21 protein-coding genes are annotated in these 19,569 nt (G+C 45.1%); 19 read left to right on the forward strand and 2 right to left on the reverse strand.

The window, feature by feature from the left end:
- The first annotated feature begins 114 nt into the window (after nucleotides 1–114).
- The 16 genes from rpoC (at nucleotide 115) to folK (ending at nucleotide 15,023) form a co-directional block, all read left to right on the forward strand.
- The gene (gene rpoC / locus LPB220_RS01205) at nucleotides 115–3,768 is read left to right on the forward strand and encodes a DNA-directed RNA polymerase subunit beta' (protein ID WP_049492130.1); all 3,654 of its coding nucleotides are present in this window, start codon (nucleotides 115–117) and stop codon (nucleotides 3,766–3,768) included.
- 190 nt (nucleotides 3,769–3,958) lie between these two features.
- Nucleotides 3,959–4,348 carry a DUF1033 family protein gene (locus tag LPB220_RS01210; protein WP_042759849.1) on the forward strand — a complete coding sequence of 130 codons (390 nt, stop codon included), beginning with the start codon at nucleotides 3,959–3,961 and terminating at the stop codon, nucleotides 4,346–4,348.
- Nucleotides 4,349–4,435: 87 nt separating this feature from the next.
- Nucleotides 4,436–5,377 (forward strand): competence type IV pilus ATPase ComGA, encoded by a 942-nt coding sequence (gene comGA, locus LPB220_RS01215; protein ID WP_021154281.1) that lies wholly within the window; start codon nucleotides 4,436–4,438, stop codon nucleotides 5,375–5,377.
- Nucleotides 5,310–6,341 carry a competence type IV pilus assembly protein ComGB gene (gene comGB / locus LPB220_RS01220; RefSeq protein WP_176745544.1) on the forward strand — a complete coding sequence of 344 codons (1,032 nt, stop codon included), beginning with the start codon at nucleotides 5,310–5,312 and terminating at the stop codon, nucleotides 6,339–6,341. The genes comGA and comGB overlap by 68 nt, the downstream gene beginning before the upstream one ends.
- A complete protein-coding gene (gene comGC, locus LPB220_RS01225) occupies nucleotides 6,338–6,655 on the forward strand; it encodes a competence type IV pilus major pilin ComGC (protein WP_150905144.1) in 318 nt (105 codons plus the stop codon). The genes comGB and comGC overlap by 4 nt, the downstream gene beginning before the upstream one ends.
- A complete protein-coding gene (comGD, locus tag LPB220_RS01230) occupies nucleotides 6,645–7,049 on the forward strand; it encodes a competence type IV pilus minor pilin ComGD (protein WP_003004513.1) in 405 nt (134 codons plus the stop codon). Before comGC ends, comGD begins: the two co-directional genes overlap by 11 nt.
- On the forward strand, nucleotides 7,015–7,302 hold the full coding sequence (comGE, locus tag LPB220_RS01235) for a competence type IV pilus minor pilin ComGE (RefSeq protein WP_003004353.1): 288 nt from the start codon (nucleotides 7,015–7,017) through the stop codon (nucleotides 7,300–7,302). Before comGD ends, comGE begins: the two co-directional genes overlap by 35 nt.
- Nucleotides 7,292–7,744, forward strand: a complete 453-nt coding sequence (gene comGF, locus LPB220_RS01240) for a competence type IV pilus minor pilin ComGF (protein ID WP_031572613.1) — start codon at nucleotides 7,292–7,294, stop codon at nucleotides 7,742–7,744. The genes comGE and comGF overlap by 11 nt, the downstream gene beginning before the upstream one ends.
- Entirely contained in the window at nucleotides 7,701–8,168 is a 468-nt protein-coding gene (gene comGG, locus LPB220_RS01245; protein WP_225305918.1) for a competence type IV pilus minor pilin ComGG, read from the forward strand. The genes comGF and comGG overlap by 44 nt, the downstream gene beginning before the upstream one ends.
- Before the next feature lie 30 nt (nucleotides 8,169–8,198).
- The gene (locus tag LPB220_RS01250) at nucleotides 8,199–9,152 is read left to right on the forward strand and encodes a class I SAM-dependent methyltransferase (protein ID WP_021154287.1); all 954 of its coding nucleotides are present in this window, start codon (nucleotides 8,199–8,201) and stop codon (nucleotides 9,150–9,152) included.
- Between the two features lie 51 nt (nucleotides 9,153–9,203).
- Nucleotides 9,204–10,397 (forward strand): acetate kinase, encoded by a 1,194-nt coding sequence (locus LPB220_RS01255; protein WP_150905146.1) that lies wholly within the window; start codon nucleotides 9,204–9,206, stop codon nucleotides 10,395–10,397.
- A gap of 72 nt (nucleotides 10,398–10,469) precedes the next feature.
- Nucleotides 10,470–11,201: a CPBP family intramembrane glutamic endopeptidase gene (locus LPB220_RS01260; protein ID WP_150905148.1), complete on the forward strand. Its 732-nt coding sequence runs from the start codon at nucleotides 10,470–10,472 to the stop codon at nucleotides 11,199–11,201.
- Between the two features lie 162 nt (nucleotides 11,202–11,363).
- A complete protein-coding gene (folP, locus tag LPB220_RS01265) occupies nucleotides 11,364–12,314 on the forward strand; it encodes a dihydropteroate synthase (protein WP_070586317.1) in 951 nt (316 codons plus the stop codon).
- Nucleotides 12,315–13,625 (forward strand): bifunctional folylpolyglutamate synthase/dihydrofolate synthase, encoded by a 1,311-nt coding sequence (locus LPB220_RS01270; RefSeq protein WP_070586318.1) that lies wholly within the window; start codon nucleotides 12,315–12,317, stop codon nucleotides 13,623–13,625.
- A gap of 8 nt (nucleotides 13,626–13,633) precedes the next feature.
- On the forward strand, nucleotides 13,634–14,188 hold the full coding sequence (gene folE, locus LPB220_RS01275) for a GTP cyclohydrolase I FolE (RefSeq protein ID WP_031572633.1): 555 nt from the start codon (nucleotides 13,634–13,636) through the stop codon (nucleotides 14,186–14,188).
- Nucleotides 14,189–14,213: 25 nt separating this feature from the next.
- Entirely contained in the window at nucleotides 14,214–15,023 is an 810-nt protein-coding gene (folK, locus tag LPB220_RS01280) for a 2-amino-4-hydroxy-6-hydroxymethyldihydropteridine diphosphokinase (RefSeq protein WP_150905150.1), read from the forward strand.
- Between the two features lie 335 nt (nucleotides 15,024–15,358).
- Here the strand turns inward: folK and LPB220_RS01285 are convergent, their stop codons facing one another.
- The gene (locus tag LPB220_RS01285) at nucleotides 15,359–16,843 is read right to left on the reverse strand and encodes a DUF1846 domain-containing protein (protein WP_003009791.1); all 1,485 of its coding nucleotides are present in this window, start codon (nucleotides 16,841–16,843) and stop codon (nucleotides 15,359–15,361) included.
- A 244-nt stretch (nucleotides 16,844–17,087) separates the two neighbouring features.
- Nucleotides 17,088–18,152 (reverse strand): glutamyl aminopeptidase, encoded by a 1,065-nt coding sequence (gene pepA, locus LPB220_RS01290; protein WP_150905152.1) that lies wholly within the window; start codon nucleotides 18,150–18,152, stop codon nucleotides 17,088–17,090.
- A 143-nt stretch (nucleotides 18,153–18,295) separates the two neighbouring features.
- Here pepA and LPB220_RS01295 point away from each other — a divergent pair, with 143 nt between their 5' ends.
- The 3 genes from LPB220_RS01295 to ytpR are packed head-to-tail and all read left to right on the forward strand — an operon-like array spanning nucleotide 18,296 to nucleotide 19,536.
- Nucleotides 18,296–18,586: a DUF4651 domain-containing protein gene (locus LPB220_RS01295; RefSeq protein WP_150905154.1), complete on the forward strand. Its 291-nt coding sequence runs from the start codon at nucleotides 18,296–18,298 to the stop codon at nucleotides 18,584–18,586.
- On the forward strand, nucleotides 18,583–18,900 hold the full coding sequence (locus tag LPB220_RS01300; RefSeq protein ID WP_013904499.1) for a thioredoxin family protein: 318 nt from the start codon (nucleotides 18,583–18,585) through the stop codon (nucleotides 18,898–18,900). The genes LPB220_RS01295 and LPB220_RS01300 overlap by 4 nt, the downstream gene beginning before the upstream one ends.
- A gap of 9 nt (nucleotides 18,901–18,909) precedes the next feature.
- Nucleotides 18,910–19,536 carry a YtpR family tRNA-binding protein gene (gene ytpR, locus LPB220_RS01305; protein WP_150905156.1) on the forward strand — a complete coding sequence of 209 codons (627 nt, stop codon included), beginning with the start codon at nucleotides 18,910–18,912 and terminating at the stop codon, nucleotides 19,534–19,536.
- Nucleotides 19,537–19,569 lie beyond the last annotated feature (33 nt).

The raw sequence follows: 19,569 nt of genomic DNA on the forward strand, positions 1-19,569 counted from the left end.
GATGATTCGATAACAAGATACAGACACAAGGAGGTGCAAGAAAGTTTCCTTTCTTCCCCCACCTAAGCTGTATTCAAATGAAACAAGTATGAAAACAAGGAAAGGTAAGAAATAGTGGTTGATGTAAATCGTTTTAAAAGTATGCAAATCACCCTAGCTTCTCCAAGCAAGGTCCGTTCATGGTCTTATGGAGAGGTCAAGAAACCTGAAACAATCAACTACCGTACATTGAAACCAGAACGTGAAGGTCTCTTTGATGAAGTCATCTTTGGACCTACAAAAGACTGGGAATGTGCGTGTGGGAAATACAAACGGATCCGTTACAAAGGGATCGTTTGTGACCGCTGTGGGGTTGAAGTAACACGTGCGAAAGTTCGTCGTGAACGCATGGGGCACATCGAGTTGAAAGCACCTGTATCACACATCTGGTACTTCAAAGGAATCCCTTCTCGTATGGGATTGACCTTGGATATGAGCCCTCGTGCCCTTGAAGAAGTCATTTACTTCGCAGCTTATGTGGTCATCGATCCAAAAGATACACCACTTGAGCACAAATCCATCATGACAGAACGTGAATACCGTGAACGCTTGCGTGAATACGGACCAGGTTCCTTTGTAGCTAAGATGGGTGCAGAAGCGATCCAAGACCTCTTGAAACAAGTGGATTTGGAAGCTGAAATTGCTCTCTTGAAAGAAGAATTGAAGACTGCAACTGGTCAAAAACGTGTGAAGGCTGTTCGTCGTTTGGATGTCTTGGATGCCTTCTACAAATCTGGTAACAAGCCAGAATGGATGGTTCTCAACATCCTTCCAGTTATTCCACCAGATCTTCGTCCGATGGTCCAATTGGATGGTGGCCGTTTTGCTGCCTCTGACTTGAACGACCTTTACCGCCGTGTAATCAACCGGAACAACCGTTTGGCACGTTTGCTTGAGTTGAATGCCCCTGGTATCATCGTGCAAAACGAAAAACGGATGCTCCAAGAAGCCGTTGATGCTTTGATCGATAACGGTCGTCGTGGTCGTCCGATCACAGGACCAGGTAGCCGTCCACTGAAATCATTGAGTCACATGCTCAAAGGGAAACAAGGACGCTTCCGTCAAAACTTGCTCGGTAAACGGGTGGACTTCTCAGGACGTTCCGTTATCGCCGTTGGTCCAACTCTTAAGATGTACCAATGTGGTGTGCCACGTGAAATGGCGATCGAGCTCTTCAAACCATTCGTCATGCGTGAAATCGTTGCGCGTGATATCGTGCAAAACGTTAAAGCTGCAAAACGCTTGGTCGAACGCGGAGATGAACGCATCTGGGATATCCTAGAAGAAGTGATCAAAGAACACCCAGTTCTCTTGAACCGCGCACCGACCCTTCACCGTTTGGGGATCCAAGCTTTTGAACCTGTCTTGATTGACGGGAAAGCCCTTCGCTTGCACCCACTTGTCTGTGAAGCCTACAATGCCGACTTTGACGGTGACCAAATGGCCATCCACGTACCGCTTTCAGAAGAAGCTCAAGCAGAAGCTCGTATCTTGATGTTGGCTGCTGAGCACATCTTGAATCCAAAAGACGGTAAACCAGTTGTTACCCCATCTCAGGATATGGTATTGGGGAACTACTACCTCACTATGGAAGAAGCTGGTCGTGAAGGAGAAGGCATGGTCTTCAAAGACCGTGATGAAGCGGTCATGGCTCTTCGCAATGGCTATGTTCACTTGCATACACGTGTCGGAATTGCGACAGATAGCTTGAACAAACCATGGACAGAAGCGCAACAACACAAGATTCTCTTGACAACTGTTGGTAAGATCCTCTTTAACGATATCATGCCTGCAGAGCTTCCATACCTTCAAGAGCCAAATAATGCCAACTTGACAGAAGGCGTTCCAGCTAAGTACTTCTTGGAGCCTGGTCAAGATGTCAAAGCAGCGATTGAGAAATTGGAATTAAACGTTCCATTCAAGAAGAAAAATCTTGGAAATATCATCGCAGAAATCTTCAAACGCTTCCGTACAACTGAAACATCTGCTTTCTTGGACCGCTTGAAAGACTTGGGTTACCATCACTCAACCCTTGCTGGTTTGACAGTGGGGATTGCCGATATTCCGGTCGTTGAAGATAAAGCAGAAATCATTGAAGAATCTCACAAACGTGTGGAACAAATCACTAAACAATTCCGTCGTGGTTTGATCACAGATGATGAACGCTACAATGCCGTTACAGCTGAATGGCGTGCAGCCCGTGAAAAATTGGAAAAACGCTTAGTGGATAACCAAGATCCGAAGAACCCAATCGTTATGATGATGGACTCTGGAGCCCGTGGTAACATTTCAAACTTCTCGCAACTTGCCGGTATGCGTGGTTTGATGGCCGCTCCAAACGGACGGATCATGGAATTGCCAATCCTGTCAAACTTCCGCGAAGGTTTGTCAGTACTCGAAATGTTCTTCTCAACTCACGGTGCCCGTAAAGGGATGACCGATACGGCCCTCAAGACAGCCGACTCAGGTTACTTGACTCGTCGTTTGGTTGACGTGGCCCAAGACGTCATTATCCGTGAAGACGACTGTGGAACAGACCGTGGACTTGTGATCCGTGCCATTACTGATGGTAAGGAAATGATCGAGCCACTCGAAGAACGCTTGACTGGTCGTTATACCAAGAAATCTGTTAAACATCCTGAAACAGGTGAAGTCATCGTTGGTCCAGATACCTTGATTTCAGAAGACCTAGCACGTGAAATTGTCAAAGCTGGTGTGGAAGAAGTCACTATCCGCTCTGTCTTTACATGTAACACCCGCCATGGTGTCTGCCGTCACTGTTATGGTATCAACTTGGCGACTGGTGATGCGGTTGAAGTGGGTGAAGCAGTCGGAACTATCGCTGCCCAATCTATCGGGGAACCTGGTACACAGTTGACCATGCGTACCTTCCACACGGGTGGGGTTGCCTCAAATACCGATATCACGCAAGGTCTTCCTCGTGTCCAAGAAATCTTTGAAGCCCGCAATCCAAAAGGGGAAGCGGTCATCACTGAGGTCAAAGGGGAAGTCACAGCGATCGAAGAAGATGCTTCTACACGCACCAAGAAAGTCTTTGTTAGCGGAGCAACTGGTGAGGGCGAATACGTTGTCCCTTACACTGCCCGCATGAAAGTCGAAGTGGGAGATCAAGTCTCTCGTGGTGCGGCTCTGACAGAAGGGTCTATCCAACCAAAACGTCTCCTTGCCGTTCGTGATGTCTTGTCGGTTGAAACTTACCTTCTTGCGGAAGTACAAAAAGTATACCGTAGCCAAGGGGTAGAAATCGGCGACAAACACATCGAGGTAATGGTTCGTCAAATGATCCGTAAAGTACGTGTCATGGATCCAGGAGATACAGACCTTCTCATGGGTACGCTTATGGACATTACAGACTTTACAGATGCTAATAAGGATGTCCTTATCTCTGGTGGAGTTCCTGCGACTGCTCGTCCAGTCCTTATGGGAATCACCAAAGCCTCTCTTGAAACCAACAGTTTCTTGTCAGCTGCTTCCTTCCAAGAAACCACTCGTGTTCTTACGGACGCAGCGATCCGCGGTAAGAAAGACCATCTCCTTGGACTTAAGGAAAATGTTATCATTGGTAAGATTATTCCTGCGGGTACAGGTATGGCTCGTTACCGTAATTTGGAACCACAAGCGATTAATGAAGTTGAAATTATCGAAGAAGTACCATTAACAGATGGAACAGTCGATGAAGTTCAAACAGCTGAAGTCGTAGAAGAATAAGAAAATTAGTCGGAACTACATGTTCCGGCTTTTTTTGAAAAAAGGAACCAATAGCAATTAGGCAGTCTATTTTTGGAAAATAATTGTGAAAATCACCTGAAAACTACCTGAAAAATCATGCTCTGAGCAGAAAACTTTTATTCTCAAAGGATTTTCTATATAATAGAGGATACAAAGGATGGAAGAGTTTATGTATCGAGTGATTGAAATGTACGGGGACTGTGAACCCTGGTGGTTTTTAGAAGGTTGGGAAGAAGATATCGTCAGTAGCCGGAAGTTTGAAGACTATTACCAGGCTTTGAAATACTACAAGCAGAAGTGGTTGGAGTTGAATGCACACTTTCCAAGTTATAAGAGTCGGAGTGATCTCATGACGATCTTTTGGGATACCAACGAGCAAGAGTGGTGTGAGGACTGCAGTGAAGATGTGCAGTTTTTCCATTCGATTGTCCTTCTAGAAGACGAGCACAAGATCCCTAAAAGCAAGCTCCGCCCAGGCTACGAAAAGGAAAGAGGCAGTCGCAAACACCGTTCTTGTCAATATACACTCGATTCAAAAAAGGGGACAACCCTGTCATAAGAGACATTCGGAAGATTTTTTAGAGCGATCTAGAAAGTCTTCTTTTTTTGTCTTCTTTTTCGAATAGTATAAGTGAGAGGAGGAACTATGGTTCAAGAAATTGCAAAAAAACTGATCCGCATGGGGAAAAAGGAAGAAGCTCAGGATCTTTACTTCATTCCTCGGAAGGAGGAGTACCAGGTTTTTATGAGGGTGGGAGACGAGAGGCGCTTTGTAAAGTCCTTCCCTTTTGAGGACATGACGGCTATTATCAGCCACTTTAAGTTCGTGGCAGGGATGAATGTGGGAGAAAAAAGGCGCAGCCAGCTAGGGTCGTGTGATTACCCATTAGAGGATGGAGTGGTCTCGATTCGCTTGTCAACGGTGGGGGATTATCGTGGTTATGAAAGCTTGGTCATTCGGCTCTTGCATGATGAGGAACGTGAATTGCGGTTTTGGTTTGACCAGCTGCCAGACTTGCAGAAGAAATTGGCTGGTCGTGGGCTTTATCTTTTTGCGGGCCCCGTTGGCTCGGGAAAGACCACTCTCATGCATGCTTTGGCGCAAGAGCGCTTTGCGGACCAGCAAGTCATGTCTATTGAAGATCCTGTCGAGATCAAGCAGGATAATATGCTTCAGCTTCAGCTGAATGACCAGATCGGCATGACCTATGACAACCTGATCAAACTCTCCTTGCGCCATCGGCCGGACCTTCTTATTATTGGAGAGATCCGAGATAAGGAAACAGCTCGTGCGGTCGTACGAGCTAGTTTGACAGGAGTCACCGTCTTCTCTACGATTCATGCCAAAAGCGTTCGAGGTGTTTATGAGAGGCTCTTAGAACTTGGAGTGAGTGAGGAAGAGCTCAAGATTGTTTTACAAGGTATTTGCTACCAACGATTAATTGCAGGAGGAGGTGTGGTCGATTTTGCGACGGAAAACTACCAAGAGCACTCAGCCAGCCGCTGGAACCAACAAATGGATCTCTTGGCTCAATCGGGATATATCCAGCTGGCTCAGGCGCAAGCCGAAAAAATTATCTACCGCTAAACAAAAGCAAATCATCGAATTGTTTTTGAATCTTTATTCGAGTGGTTTTCATCTGTCTGAGATTGTCGATTTTCTGGATCGCTCTCACCTAGTGGAGAGTCGTTTGGTTTCCCAGATGCGAGAGGACCTCTCGAGGGGGCGGAGTTTTTCAGAGATGATGGCGGGGATCGGTTTTTCAGATGCGGTCACGACACAGCTGTCTCTCGCTGAACTCCATGGCAATCTTGCATTGAGCTTGGAGAAAATCAGTGCTTACCTAGAAAACATGCGCAAGGTCAAGAAAAAGCTGATTGAGGTGAGCACCTATCCTCTCATCTTGCTTGGATTTTTAGTTCTGATTATGCTAGGCCTGCGCAATTACTTGCTTCCTCAAATGGATGCTCAAAATATTGGGACGCAATTGATCAGTTCCTTCCCCCAACTCTTTTTGGCCTTAGGAGCGGGACTGGTGATCTTCTTCTTACTCAGCTTTCTCTATTATCGAAAGTCAGGCAAGATCAAGGTTTTTAGAACCTTGTCTCATCTGCCTTTCGGGAAAGGCATGATTCAAGCTTATTTGACAGCCTATTATGCCAGAGAATGGGGTAATCTGATTGGACAAGGATTGGAATTGTCTCAGATTTTTTCCATGATGCAGGGGCAAAAATCCCAGCTTTTTCAGGAAATTGGAAGGGACTTAGCTCTTTCTTTAGATCGTGGCCAGTCCTTTTCAGAGACGGTCAGGGGGTATTCTTTTTTCAAAAAAGAATTGTCCCTTATGATTGAATACGGTGAAGTCAAATCAAAGCTCGGAAGTGAGCTAGAGATCTACGCTGAAAAAACATGGGAAGATTTCTTTCGTCGGGTTCACAAGGCCATGAATGTGATACAACCCTTGGTGTTTGTCTTTGTGGCTCTTGTGATTGTCTTACTCTATGCAGCCATGTTGCTGCCGATTTATCAAAATATGGAGGTTCATTTATGAAAACATTAAAAACCTATAAGGTTAAAGCCTTTACACTGATTGAAATGTTGGTGGTCTTATTGATCATCAGTGTGCTCTTATTGCTCTTTGTGCCGAATTTGACCAAGCAAAAAGACTCCGTGAAAGAGACAGGAAATGCAGCTGTAGTGAAGGTGGTCGAAAGCCAGGCTGAATTGTACGAGCTCAATCATACCAATGAACAAGCTACTCTAGCAAAGCTGATTGCTGATGGAAATATTACCAACAAACAAGCAGAGTCCTACCGTGCCTATTATGCGAAAAATAGTGGAGAAACTCGTGCGGTTGCAGATTAAGGCCTTCACCTTGGTGGAGACCCTTCTGACCTTGATGATCGTCAGTTTTATCTATCTGGGCTTATCGGGATCGATCAAGACGAGCTTTCAGCAGGTGGAAGAAAAAGTATTTTTTGCAGAGTTTGAACACCTCTATCAAGAAAGCCAGAAAATAGCGCTGGCAAGGCAAACGGAATTGGATGTTGAAGTGACTGCAAGGAAGATTCAAACGCCTTACCAGACGGTGGAGATTCCTGATTCTGTCATTTTGCAAGATCCTAAAACTATTCGTTTAGACCGAGCAGGTGGCAATTCATCCCTGGCCAATGTTCACTTTCAGACACAGAGAGGAGTGGTGACCTATCAACTGTCGCTTGGAAATGGGAAAATTAAAAAAAGCATCCGTTCCCGCTAGTATTCTCATAGAATCCTTAGTTGCCTTGGGTTTATTTGCCATGATTACGACCTTATTGTTAGGGGAGATCCGGCGTTCGCGCAAGGAGCGACTAGCGGATTTCAAAGAGGTAGAGGTCTTATCTGTCGCTCAAATGGCGCTTCAGACAGGGCAAAATCATCTGGAGGCCAATGGTATTCAGGTTCAAGTCGAAAAAGATGCCGATCAGCTCACGGTCTATCATCAAGGGAAGGTGGTACTGCATGTGGAATAACGGAAAGGTCAAGGCCTTTACCCTGCTCGAAGCCTTGGTCGCTCTCTTGGTGCTCAGTGGGGGTGTGTTGGTCTTTCAAGGCTTGACCAAGCTCCTGCATGCTGAATTGGACTACCAGGCGCATCAAAAGCAGGAAGAATGGGTACTTTTTCAGCAACAATTGCAGGTGGAATTGGACCGGAGTCATTTTGAAAAAGTAGCGGACAATCATATCTACTTGGTTCAGGATCAAAAACCAATTGCTATTGGCCAATCTAAAGGAGATGATATCCGAAAAACAGATGATAAGGGCAGAGGCTATCAGCCTATGATTTCAGGGGTTCGCTCTAGCCAAATTTGGCAGGAGGGAGAGCTCCTTCATCTGCGGTTGAATTTTGAAGAAGGTCTAGAAAGGGAGTATGTCTACCATGTGGTACCAGCGATACAAAATGAAAAAAGTTAAGGCTGGTGTCTTGCTTTACGCTCTCTTGATGGCAGCGATTTTTAGTCTCTTGCTTCAGTTTTACCTGCATCGTCAGGTTGCGGAAAGACGGATCTTAAAGACGAGTCAAGATCGTCTACGGGCCTATGCTTTGGTGCAATTGGCTCTTGAAAAGAGAAAGAGTGATGAGAAGACATCAGAGATTCATTTAAAGTCTGGAACAGTTCAGCTAAAGAAGGATACTGGTTTTCTTCATGCCCAAGCTGAGATGGATGGCGAAAGCTATGAGTTTGTCCTTCCTGTAAGGGAAGAAAAAGAAAGTAGCAAGAGCCAAAAAGAAAAGAAGAAGACACAGAAAGATAAGGAGAAAGCAGGGAGCGAAACGCCTTCTGAAGAGACGCCAAACGAGATCAAGGAACCATCAGAAAATAGCGAAAAAGACTAATTTTTGGTATGATAGGGTGCGGAGGAAATCATGAATTTCGAAAAAATTGAACAAGCTTATACCTATCTATTAGAAAACACTCAAAGTATTCAAAATGAATTGTCGACCAACTTTTATGATGCCTTGATTGAGCAAAATGCCATGTATTTAGAGGGCAAGACAGATCTAGACATTGTCAAAAATAATAGCCAAAAATTAAAAGAACTAGGTTTAAGTAAGGAAGAATGGCGCAGAGCCTACCAGTTCCTTTTTATGAAAGCTGCTCAAACAGAGCCTTTGCAAGCAAATCACCAGTTCACCCCAGATGCGATTGGTTTTATCATTACATTTTTGATCGATCAGTTGGCCAAAAGCGACCAACTGGATGTCTTAGAAGTGGGAAGTGGGACCGGAAATCTCGCTGAGACTATTGTCAACAATAGCCGTCTCAAGATTGATTACTTAGGATTGGAAGTGGACGATCTCTTGATTGACCTATCTGCTAGTATCGCAGATGTGATGGAGTCTAGTGTTGTCTTTGCACAAGGAGACGCTGTTCGTCCACAAGTTTTGAAAGAAAGTGACTTGATTGTTAGCGATTTACCAATTGGTTATTATCCAGATGATGCCATTGCACAGCGCTATCAGGTAGCGAGCTCCGAAGGGCATACTTATGCCCATCACCTTATGATGGAACAGGCGCTGAAATACTTGAAACCTCAAGGAGTGGCTATCTTTTTAGCTCCCAACAACCTCTTGACGAGTCCTCAGAGTGATCTTTTAAAAGCTTGGTTGAAAGACAAGGCTCAAATCCTGGCCATGCTGACCTTGCCAGAATCTCTCTTTTCAAATCCAGCCTATGCTAAGACGATTTTCGTCCTACGAAAACAAGAAGAAGAATCTGTTCAGCCTTTTGTTTATCCTTTTACCGATCTCCAGGATCAAGACCAAGTGGTTCACTTCATGGAAAGTTTCCAAAACTGGTTAAAGGATAGTGAAATTTGATCAAAGATCTGATATAATAGAGGAAGTGAAAACGCTTAATGAGGTGAATATATGTCGAAAACAATTTCTATTAATGCAGGAAGCTCTAGTTTGAAATGGCAATTGTACCAAATGCCAGAGGAAACGGTTCTTGCAAAAGGGTTGATTGAACGGATCGGATTGAAAGATTCTATTTCAACTGTTAAATTTGATGGACGTTCAGAAAAACAAGTATTAGATATCCAGGACCATACACAAGCTGTAAAAATTTTGTTGGATGATTTGATTCGCTTTGATATTATCAAATCCTACGATGAGATTACAGGCGTGGGTCACCGCGTCGTTGCTGGTGGAGAATACTTCAATGATTCTGCCTTGGTAGATGACGAAGTCCTTCGAAAAGTAGAGGAATTGTCTTTGTTAGCACCTCTTCATAATCCTGCAAATGCAGCTGGGATTCGGGCTTTTAGAGAGATTTGTCCAGATATTACCAGTGTTGTAGTATTTGATACTTCTTTCCATACAACCATGCCAGAAAAAGCTTATCGTTACCCTCTTCCAACCAAATATTACACAGAAAATAAGGTCCGGAAGTATGGCGCTCATGGAACCAGTCACCAGTATGTAGCTGGTGAAGCTGCTAAACTTCTTGGAAAACCATTAGAAGAATTGAAATTGATCACCTGCCACGTTGGAAATGGTGTATCTGTTACAGCGGTTGACAAGGGAATCTCTGTCGATACCTCAATGGGCTTCACCCCTCTAGGTGGTGTCATGATGGGAACCCGTACAGGGGATCTTGATCCAGCGATTATTCCTTACTTGATGGAACATACAGAGGATTTCAGTAAGCCTGAAGATATTAGCCGCATCCTCAATCGTGAATCAGGTCTTCTGGGTGTTTCTGGATCTTCTAGTGACATGCGGGATATTCATACAGCGATGCATAATGGAGACGAAAAAGCCAAATTGGCTTACGATATCTTTATCGATCGTTTGCAAAAATACATCGGTCAATACTTGGCTGTCTTGAATGGTGCAGATGCCATCATCTTTACAGCAGGAATCGGTGAAAATGCAGTAAACGTTCGTTCTTCTATTATCAATGGAATCAGCTGGTTTGGCTGCAAGGTCGACCCTGAAAAGAACGTCTTTGGAGTTGTCGGAGATATTTCCACAGATGATTCCCGTGTGAAGGTATTGGTGATTCCAACGGATGAAGAGTTGGTGATTGCGCGTGACGTTGAACGTTTCAAAAATCAGTAAACTGTAATAAAGAGAGAAGGCTGGAGGCGAAAGCCCCAGTCTTCTTATTTTATACAAGAAAGAGGTTGTCCATTGAAAAATATACAGTCATTTGTTCGAAAGCACCCATTATGTAAGAATGCCCTCTGGCTCCTTCTTTTTGTGCCCTTATTCTTTCTCTCACAATTCCCCCTCATCACCATGGTTTATTCCCTTCAAGAAGGAATGGATGCAAGGTGGGTCACTATCCTCACTCTCTTGGTGACAGTGGCGGTGCTATTTATTTTTTATATAGTCATCAAAAAGAGCCCTCTGGAGAACTTAGATGCTGGGGTTATAACCTGGCCGTCTTTGGGGAGAAATTTTCTTTTTCTTCTCTTGTTGATGGCTAATAACCTGCTCGCCTATCCCTTGTTGAAACAAGAGGCAGGTGGTACGACGGCAAACCAAGCGGCTCTGAATGAACTGCAATCTCATGCTCCTTTTCTTGCTATGGGCATGGTCGTGATCCTTGTTGCTCCGATTCTAGAAGAGCTGCTCTGTCGGGCCATCATCCCTCGTTTGATCTTTCGAGGGGCAGAACCAATCGGTTACCTAGCTGGTGCTCTCTTTTTTACGTACTTGCATGGACCGAGTACCCTAGGGGAATGGGTAGCTTACGGAGGCATGTCCTTGATCTTAACTTGGGTGGCTTATCGCTACAAGCGGATCGAATATAGCATTTGCCTTCACATGACCTTGAATGCGCTGGCTTATTATTATCCAGCTGTATTCCTCCTTTGTTTATTGCCGGTATCGAGAGTTTTCTTCCATGATAAATTATGATAAAATGGTAGGTACCAATGAGTTTTGATGCAGAACCATCCTACAGAAGGTCAGAAAAAATCAGAAATCCGTATGGAGAGTAGACTCAGAGGTTTAGAACACTTGTTCTAGCCTCTTTTGTTCGCAATCATGCTGTAGGAAGGGAATCAAAGGAGAACGAAAATGATTGATAATAAATGGCTGAGTGGCCAAGGGACCCTTCTTTGTGGGATCTTAAATGTCACTCCGGATTCATTTTCTGATGGCGGTAAGTATACGAGTGTGGATGCAGCCTTGCAGCAGGTGAGAAAATTGATCCAAGAAGGAGCTCAGATCCTCGATATCGGAGGAGAATCAACCAGACCAGGAAGTCATTATGTGGAGATCCAAGAAGAGATTGACCGCGTGGTTCCAGTGATTAAAGCCATTCGGAAAGAAAGTGATGTCTTGATTTCAGTGGATACCTGGAAGTCCCAGGTGGCGGCAGCGGCGCTCGAAGCTGGGGCTGATATTGTCAACGATATTACGGGTTTTCTTGGAGATCCTAAGATGGCTGCTGTCGTCGCGGAGCATGAAGCGAGCGCAGTTCTCATGTTTAATCCAGTGATGGCAAGACCGCATCATCCAAGTTCCACTATCTTTCCACGTTTTGGTTTCGAACCAGTCTTTTCAGAGCAAGAGCTTCAACAGATGGCTCAAGAACCGATTCAAGATTTGATGTGGACCTTCTTTGACCGCTCGCTTGCGATAGCGAGAGCAGCTGGTGTCCAGACGGATCGTATCATGCTGGATCCTGGGATCGGATTTGGGTTGACCAAGCGAGAGAACTTACTCTTATTACAAGAACTTGGGACGATTCACCAAAAGGGGTATCCGATCTTTCTAGGGGTCTCCCGCAAACGCTTTGTGGTCAACATTATTGAGGAAGCTGGATTTGAGACAGATCCTGCTACGGAGACTGGTTTTTGGAATCGGGACCTGGCTTCGAGCCATTTGACGAGTATTGCAGCCAGTCAAGGAGTCGAAGTGGTGCGGGTGCATGATATTCCCCTTCACAAGATGGCAGCCAGTCTGGGGCAAGCCATTTTCCAAGCCCAAGAGGCAGCAGATACCAATTTAAAACAATACAAGTAAATGAAGACAAAAGAACATCAGTTGGATCTTCGTTGGCTAGAAGCCTATCGTTCCCAAGATCCACATTTCGGCTTGGAGCGCATGGAAGCTCTCTTGGCTTTGAGAGGAAATCCTCACCTAGACTGTCGGGTCATTCATGTTGCGGGGACCAATGGCAAAGGCTCTGCCATTGCTACCTTGTCCCAACTCTTGAGGCAGGCAGGTTTACGAGTTGGAGTCTTTACCTCTCCTTATCTGATCCATTACAATGACCAAATCACCATTAATGGCGAAGCCATTTCAGATCAAGACCTGCAAACCTACCTGGATAGTTACCAGCAGCTCCTGCAAGCTGAACAATCAAAGGCCGTCTTTCAAGGTTTGACTGAATTTGAAGTGATGACGGCCATTGCCTATGATTATTTTGCTCATGAGGAGCTGGATTATGTGATCATGGAAGTCGGTATGGGGGGACGACTAGACAGTACCAATGTTTGTCAGCCTGTTCTGACGGCGATCACTTCGATTGGTTTGGATCATGTCGCCCTTCTTGGGCCAGATCTGGCTTCCATCGCCCGTGAAAAGGCTGGTATCATTAAGCCAGGAATTCCTCTGGTTCTAGGGAAATTAGAAGCAGAAGCCAGCCAAGTCATTGAAGGTATTGCGATTCAGAAGCAGGCACCGATAACAGCCTATGACAGAGATTACCAAGTTGAGCTAGAGGCCTCTTGTCTATCAGGCCAATCCTTTTCTTATCACAGTTCCAAAAGAGAAAAGGCTCCCTATCAAGTAGCGCTCTTAGGTCATCACCAGGCTAGAAATGCAGCTCTTGCGATCAGTATCTGTGATGTACTTTTTGAAAGAGAAGGGCGTGAACTCTTGTCAAGAGAGTTAGTGGATGAGGCCTTGCATCAAGTCGTCTGGCCTGGCAGGATGGAAGTGGTCTCGCAAAATCCCATGATCTTGCTAGATGGGGCCCATAACCCCCACGCCGTTGCGCCTTTGATCGCAAGTCTTCGGGAACTTTTTCCAGGTCAAAAAAAGACCATTCTTTTTACCTGCATCCGGACCAAAGCCTTAGAAGAGATGCTCATTCAGTGGCAGAAACTAGAAAATAGTCGCTTGATCCTCACGAGCTTTGAAGATCCAAGAGCCTATTCTCAAGAAGAGATAAGAGCTGCTGCGAAAAACCATCAGCTTGAGGAAGTCAACTGGCAAGAGTTTCTACAAAACTGGCAAGCTGGAGATGATGAGCTCCTCATTGTAACGGGATCGCTCTATTTCCTTAGCCAGGTACGACCTTATTTATTAAAAACAGAAAAATCCAACTAGGAGATGATATGGATACAAAGAAAATTGAAGAAGCAGTAAAAATGATCATCGAGGCAGTCGGTGAAGATGAGAACCGTGAGGGGCTTCAAGAAACCCCGTCCCGCATTGCCAAGATGTACCAAGAAATCTTTTCAGGACTAGGGCAGACAGCAGAAGAGCACCTGTCTAAATCATTTGAAATCATTGATAACAATATGGTGGTTGAGAAGGATATTTTCTTCCATTCCATGTGTGAGCATCACTTTTTACCGTTTTATGGAAAAGTGCACATTGCCTACATTCCAAATGGCCGTGTTGCTGGGCTTTCAAAACTGGCTCGTACGGTCGAAGTTTATGCTAAAAAACCACAGATTCAGGAACGTTTGACGGTAGAAATCGCAGATGCCTTGATGGAATATCTTGGAGCGCAAGGTGCCCTTGTCTGGGTAGAAGCAGAGCATATGTGTATGAACATGCGGGGTGTCCGTAAACCTGGGACCGCTACAGTGACAACTGCTGCGCGTGGACTGCTTGCGACAGATAAAGACTTAAAAAATGAAGCCTATAAACTCATGGGCCACTAATGGCTGGCTATAAGAGGTGAACAGAGTGGATCAATTACGGATCAAGGACTTAGAGGTATACGCCTATCACGGTGTTTTCCCAGCAGAAAAAGAATTAGGACAACGCTTTGTCCTAGACCTATGGGTAGATTATGAGATGACTCGTGCTGCCCGCACAGGTGATTTGGAAGCTTCGATCCATTATGGGATCTTGGCGGAACAGTTGACCGAGTGGATGCAGGCAGAAAAGATCGATCTGATTGAAACGGTGGCCTTTCAGTTGGTGCAAAAGATTTTCGAAAGCTATGCCTTTGTAGAAAAAGTTCGTCTGGAGTTAAAAAAACCTTGGGCTCCTGTTCCCTTGCCATTAGAGACTTGTTCGGTGACAATCGAACGGGAGAAAAAACGGGCCTTTATTGGGCTTGGCACCAATATGGGAGATAAACAACTGCAACTAGAGACGGCGCTAGAAAAACTCAAGGATCGAGGCATTCGCCTTCTTCAGACATCCACAAGGATTGAAACAGAACCTTGGGGAGGAGTGGAGCAGGACACCTTTTTGAATCAGGTGGCAGAGGTTGAAACCTGGATGACCCCAGAGGATTTATTAGAGACCTTACTGGCCATTGAGCAGGAAATGGGGCGTGTCCGTGAGATCAAGTGGGGGCCACGTGTGATCGATCTAGATCTGCTCTATATGGAGGACACCATTTGTTACAGTCCTAGCCTGATATTACCGCATCCTTATGTGGCAGAACGTGCCTTTGTCCTAGAGTCTTTGAATGAAATTGCTCCTCATTTTGTGGACCCTGTTCAAAGAAAGCCCATTCGCCAATTATGGGAGGCTGTCAAATAGTCCCTCTTCTTTGCATCATAAAAAAACAATCCCTATTCGAGGGATTGTTGAGAGCGTAGAGAAACGAATCTTTAATAAAATCTAATCAATTCTTTAAAAATTATACTCGTTATAGTTATTCAATCATATTCTGAAACTTTCCGCCGTGAGAAAAGTGCCTGAAACGACTCAGTTTCAGGCACTCGGAATTATTGGGACCTTAGGCTCAATAATTAGTCATGGAACTTCGTAGAAGTTCGCTGACGTCCGTACTCGCCTAAGGAAAGTTTTTTAAGAAGACTTTGTCTTCAATCTGAACAATTCCTAAAACAGGGATTGTTTTTGTTTGTCTGAGTTTATTTACGATACAAGCGATCGTATTGGTAGACAGGGTCCATGGTGACGTTGATGCCGAGCTTGCGAAGGACATTCTTGTCTTCGTCTGTCAGCATCACGGTTGAGTGGGCTTCGCTACCTTTCAACTTGCCTAATTCTTGCATAGCAAGCTTAGCATCTTCGTTGCTCATGGCTGTAATGGCCAGGGCGATGAGGATCTCGTTTGAGTGAAGACGAGGGTTACGGCTACCCAAATGATTGATCTTCAAGCCTTGGATAGGTTGGACGTATTCTGGCTCGATTAATTTGGTTTCTTTATCAATATGCGCCAATTTCTTGATCGCATTGATCAAGAGGGCTGCCGTTGGACCAAAGAGATCAGAGGTTTTTCCGGTCACCATCTCGCCGTTTGGCAATTCAAGGGCCAAGGCTGGCTCCCCTGTTTCTTCTTCTTTCTGACGAGCAAGCACGGTCACTTTCCGGTCATTTGGAGTAATGCCCAAATCATTCATCAAGAGCTCAATCTTCTTGACAGCTCCTTCACCGACACGCTCTGCTTTAACATCCAAGATTGTTTGGTAATAGCGACGGATGATTTCTTGTTGGGAAGCTTCAATCGCAGCGTCATTGTCCACAATGGCAAAGCCAACCATGTTGACGCCCATGTCTGTTGGAGAAGCGTAAGGAGAGGTTCCTAAGATGCGTTCCAACATGCGCTTCAAGACAGGGAAGATTTCGATATCGCGGTTGTAATTGACCGTTGTTTCCCCGTAGGTTTGGAGGTGGAAAGGATCGATCATATTGACATCGTCTAGATCTGCAGTCGCTGCTTCATAAGCCAAGTTGACTGGGTGGTGCAAAGGAAGATTCCATACTGGGAAGGTTTCAAACTTAGCATAACCGGATTTGATCCCATTTAATTGGTCATGGTACATATTGGACATACAAGTTGCCAGCTTACCAGAACCAGGGCCAGGAGCTGTCACAACGACCAAATTGCGACTAGTTTTGATGTAGTCATTTTTCCCCATCCCTTCAGGAGAGATGATGTGGTCCATGTCGGTCGGATAGCCCTTGATCGGATAGTGGAGATAAGAGGCGATCCCGCTCTTATCCAGTTGTTTGCGAAAGGCATCTGCTGCAGCTTGTCCAGCATATTGGGTGATCACGACAGAGCCCACAAAGATCCCTAATTCATTGAATTTGTCGATCAAGCGTAGCACTTCTTGGTCATAAGAAATTCCTAGGTCTCCACGGGCTTTTGAGTGCTCAATGTTGTTGGCGTTGATGGCAATGACAATTTCCACCTGGTCGCGCAATTCTTGGAGCAGCTTGATCTTATTGTCTGGTTCGTATCCAGGGAGGACACGAGCAGCGTGGAAGTCTTCTAACATCTTACCACCAAATTCAAGGTAGAGCTTGCCATCGAATTGATTGATCCGCTCAATAATGTGGTCACGTTGCAAGTTCAAATACTTTTCAGAACTAAAAGCTTGTTTTTTCATGTAAAACTCCTGCATATAAGGAAAGGGCCTGCTACACAGAATCAAGGATGAGTGTTCAGTTCCCTACCATTTCATTCTTTCATATTATATCAGAAAAGCGATGGAAGATAAAATATTCTAAGATACTTTCCATAGGGAAGTGTGGATGCCAAAGAGCTCAATGGTGACTCACGGTGGAAAGTTTCCAAGAGAACCTTGTTTCCCTCCTAAAAAAGCCCCTTACGGGGCTTCAGATAGGATTTGCTTAATAGTGTTTGATCAGATCAACTGTAGAACGATCCAATTTCTTAACCAATGCTTGCAAGAAGGCTTGCGCTTGCAAGAAATCATCCATGGCATAGAGGGTTTGGTGTGAGTGGATGTAACGTGCGCAGACACCGATGGTTGTTGATGGGACTCCGCCGTTCTTCAAGTGTGCTGCACCTGCATCGGTACCACCTTTGGCACAATAGTATTGGAATTTAATGCCCGCTTCCTCAGCAGTTGTGAGCAAGAAGTCTTTCATATTTGGTAGCATGATGTGACCTGGATCGTAGAAGCGAAGCAGTGTTCCTTCACCAATCGCGCCCTGGTCCCCAAAGACATCCGCTGCTGGTGAACAGTCTACAGCAAGGAAGATTTCAGGATCAAATTTAGTAGTTGAGGTGTGGGCACCACGAAGTCCTACTTCTTCTTGAACGTTAGCCCCTACATAGAGTTCGTTGTTTAAGGCTTGTCCAGAAAGACTCTTGGCCAATTCGCTGACCATCAAGACGCCGTAGCGGTTATCCCATGCTTTGGAGATGACGTTTTTACCATTAGCAGTGAGAATCGCAGAGCTATCTGGAACCAAAGTATCTCCAGGACGGACCCCATAGCTTTCAGCTTCGGCTTTAGAGCTAAAGCCTGCATCAAAGACGATGCCGCTAATGGCAGGTACGGTTGGTCCACCTGTTCCACGTGTCAAATGAGGAGGAACAGATCCGGAAATAGCAGGGTATTCACGTCCATCACGTGTAAAGAGTTTGAAGCGTTGGCTGCTGACGACCATCGGATTCCAACCTCCGATTGGGACAACACGGAAAGTTCCGTCAGCTTTGATTTCGCTGATCATAAAACCAACTTCGTCCATGTGGGCAGCTACTAAGATACGAGGAGCGTCGGCAGCTGTTGAGTGTTTGACTCCAAAGATCCCACCGAGACCATCTGTCACGATTTCGTCCACATGAGGGGTCAATTGTTGGCGCAAATAATCCCGTACAGGAGCTTCATGACCTGAGATGGCAGGGATTTCAGTTACTTCTTTGATTTTAGAAAATAAATCAGTCATAGGTTACCTTCTTTCTGATGCTATTTTATCACTTTTTCTACAAGGATGGTAGCGTTATTATAGAAATCGGTCCCGAAAAACTGAAGGAGGAGATCCAGCCTAGACCATTGTCCCTCTGCTTATTTTGTGTTACAATAGGCACTATGAAAGCTAAAAAAATTATTTTGTCTAGTCTGGCTGTAGCAAGTGCAGGAGCTCTTGCGGCCGGTGTTTATAAAATTGCCAAAGATCAAAAGCGTCTCCGTACTCAAGAAGAGTTGGTAGCAGAAGTACGGGAGCAAATGGAAGCTATGGGGACGATTGCGACCTTGTATGTGGAACTCTACGAGTCTAGTGAAGAGCGTTTAGTAGGAGGCGTCATTTTTGAAGATGAGCGCCATTACCGCTTTGTCTATGAGGATGGTCTTTTGCAGTACGAAGAGGAAAAACTATGATTACACCAAATTCTCTAGAAGAAATTGCTTCTTATGTAGAGCAAGAGGGCAAGAAAGTCTTTGTCTTTTCAGCGGACTGGTGTGGGGATTGCCGTTATCTCAAGCCTTTTTTGCCGGAGATTGAGGCTGAAAATCCCGAATTTACCTTTATCTTAATTGACCGAGATGCCTATATGGATCTGGCGAAAGTCTGGGATGTTTATGGGATCCCTAGTTTGGTGGTTCTGGAAAAGGATAAGGAAATCGGACGGTTTGTCAATCGGGATCGGAAAACTAAAGCCCAGATTACAGCATTCTTAGCAGGATTAAAATAGGAGAAGAACATGATTGTAACATACAACAAAGAACAAGTCGGCGATGTATTGATGCTGACCTTGAAAAACAGTGGTGAAGCTAAGCTAGCGGTGGAGAGAAAAGGGAAGGTGGCTCGCGTTTACCGTGAGGACAACCAAGAAACAGTTGCCTGGAATATCTTTGAACTCTCAACTATCTTTGCCGTAGAAGGCAAGGGCCAAGTCTTTTTGACAGATGAGCAAGTGGATCGTTTGAACCAAGAATTGGAAAGAGAAGGTTTTTCAGAACGCTTGGTCAATGATCGGGAACCAAAATTTGTGGTGGGAGAAATCCTTGAAATGGTGGCCCATTCAGATAGTGACCACTTGAATATCTGCCAAGTAGCAGTTGGACCAGATAAGACAGTTCAGATTGTAGCAGGGGCTCCAAATGCGCGAGTGGGCCTCAAGACCATTGTCGCTCTTCCAGGTGCTATGATGCCGGATGGCAGCTTAATTTTCCCAGGGGCTCTTCGTGGAGAAAAAAGCTATGGCATGATGTGCAGTCCGCGTGAATTGCACTTGCCAAATGCTCCTCAAAAACGAGGTATTATTGAATTAGATGACGCAGAAGTAGCAGGGACACCTTTTGATCCTGCTCGTCACTGGCACGAATAAAGAGAAGAATCTAGGATGTTTTGGATCCTAGAT

Origin of the sequence: Streptococcus sp. LPB0220 (genome assembly GCF_008727815.1) — a bacterium.
Classification (GTDB): domain Bacteria; phylum Bacillota; class Bacilli; order Lactobacillales; family Streptococcaceae; genus Streptococcus.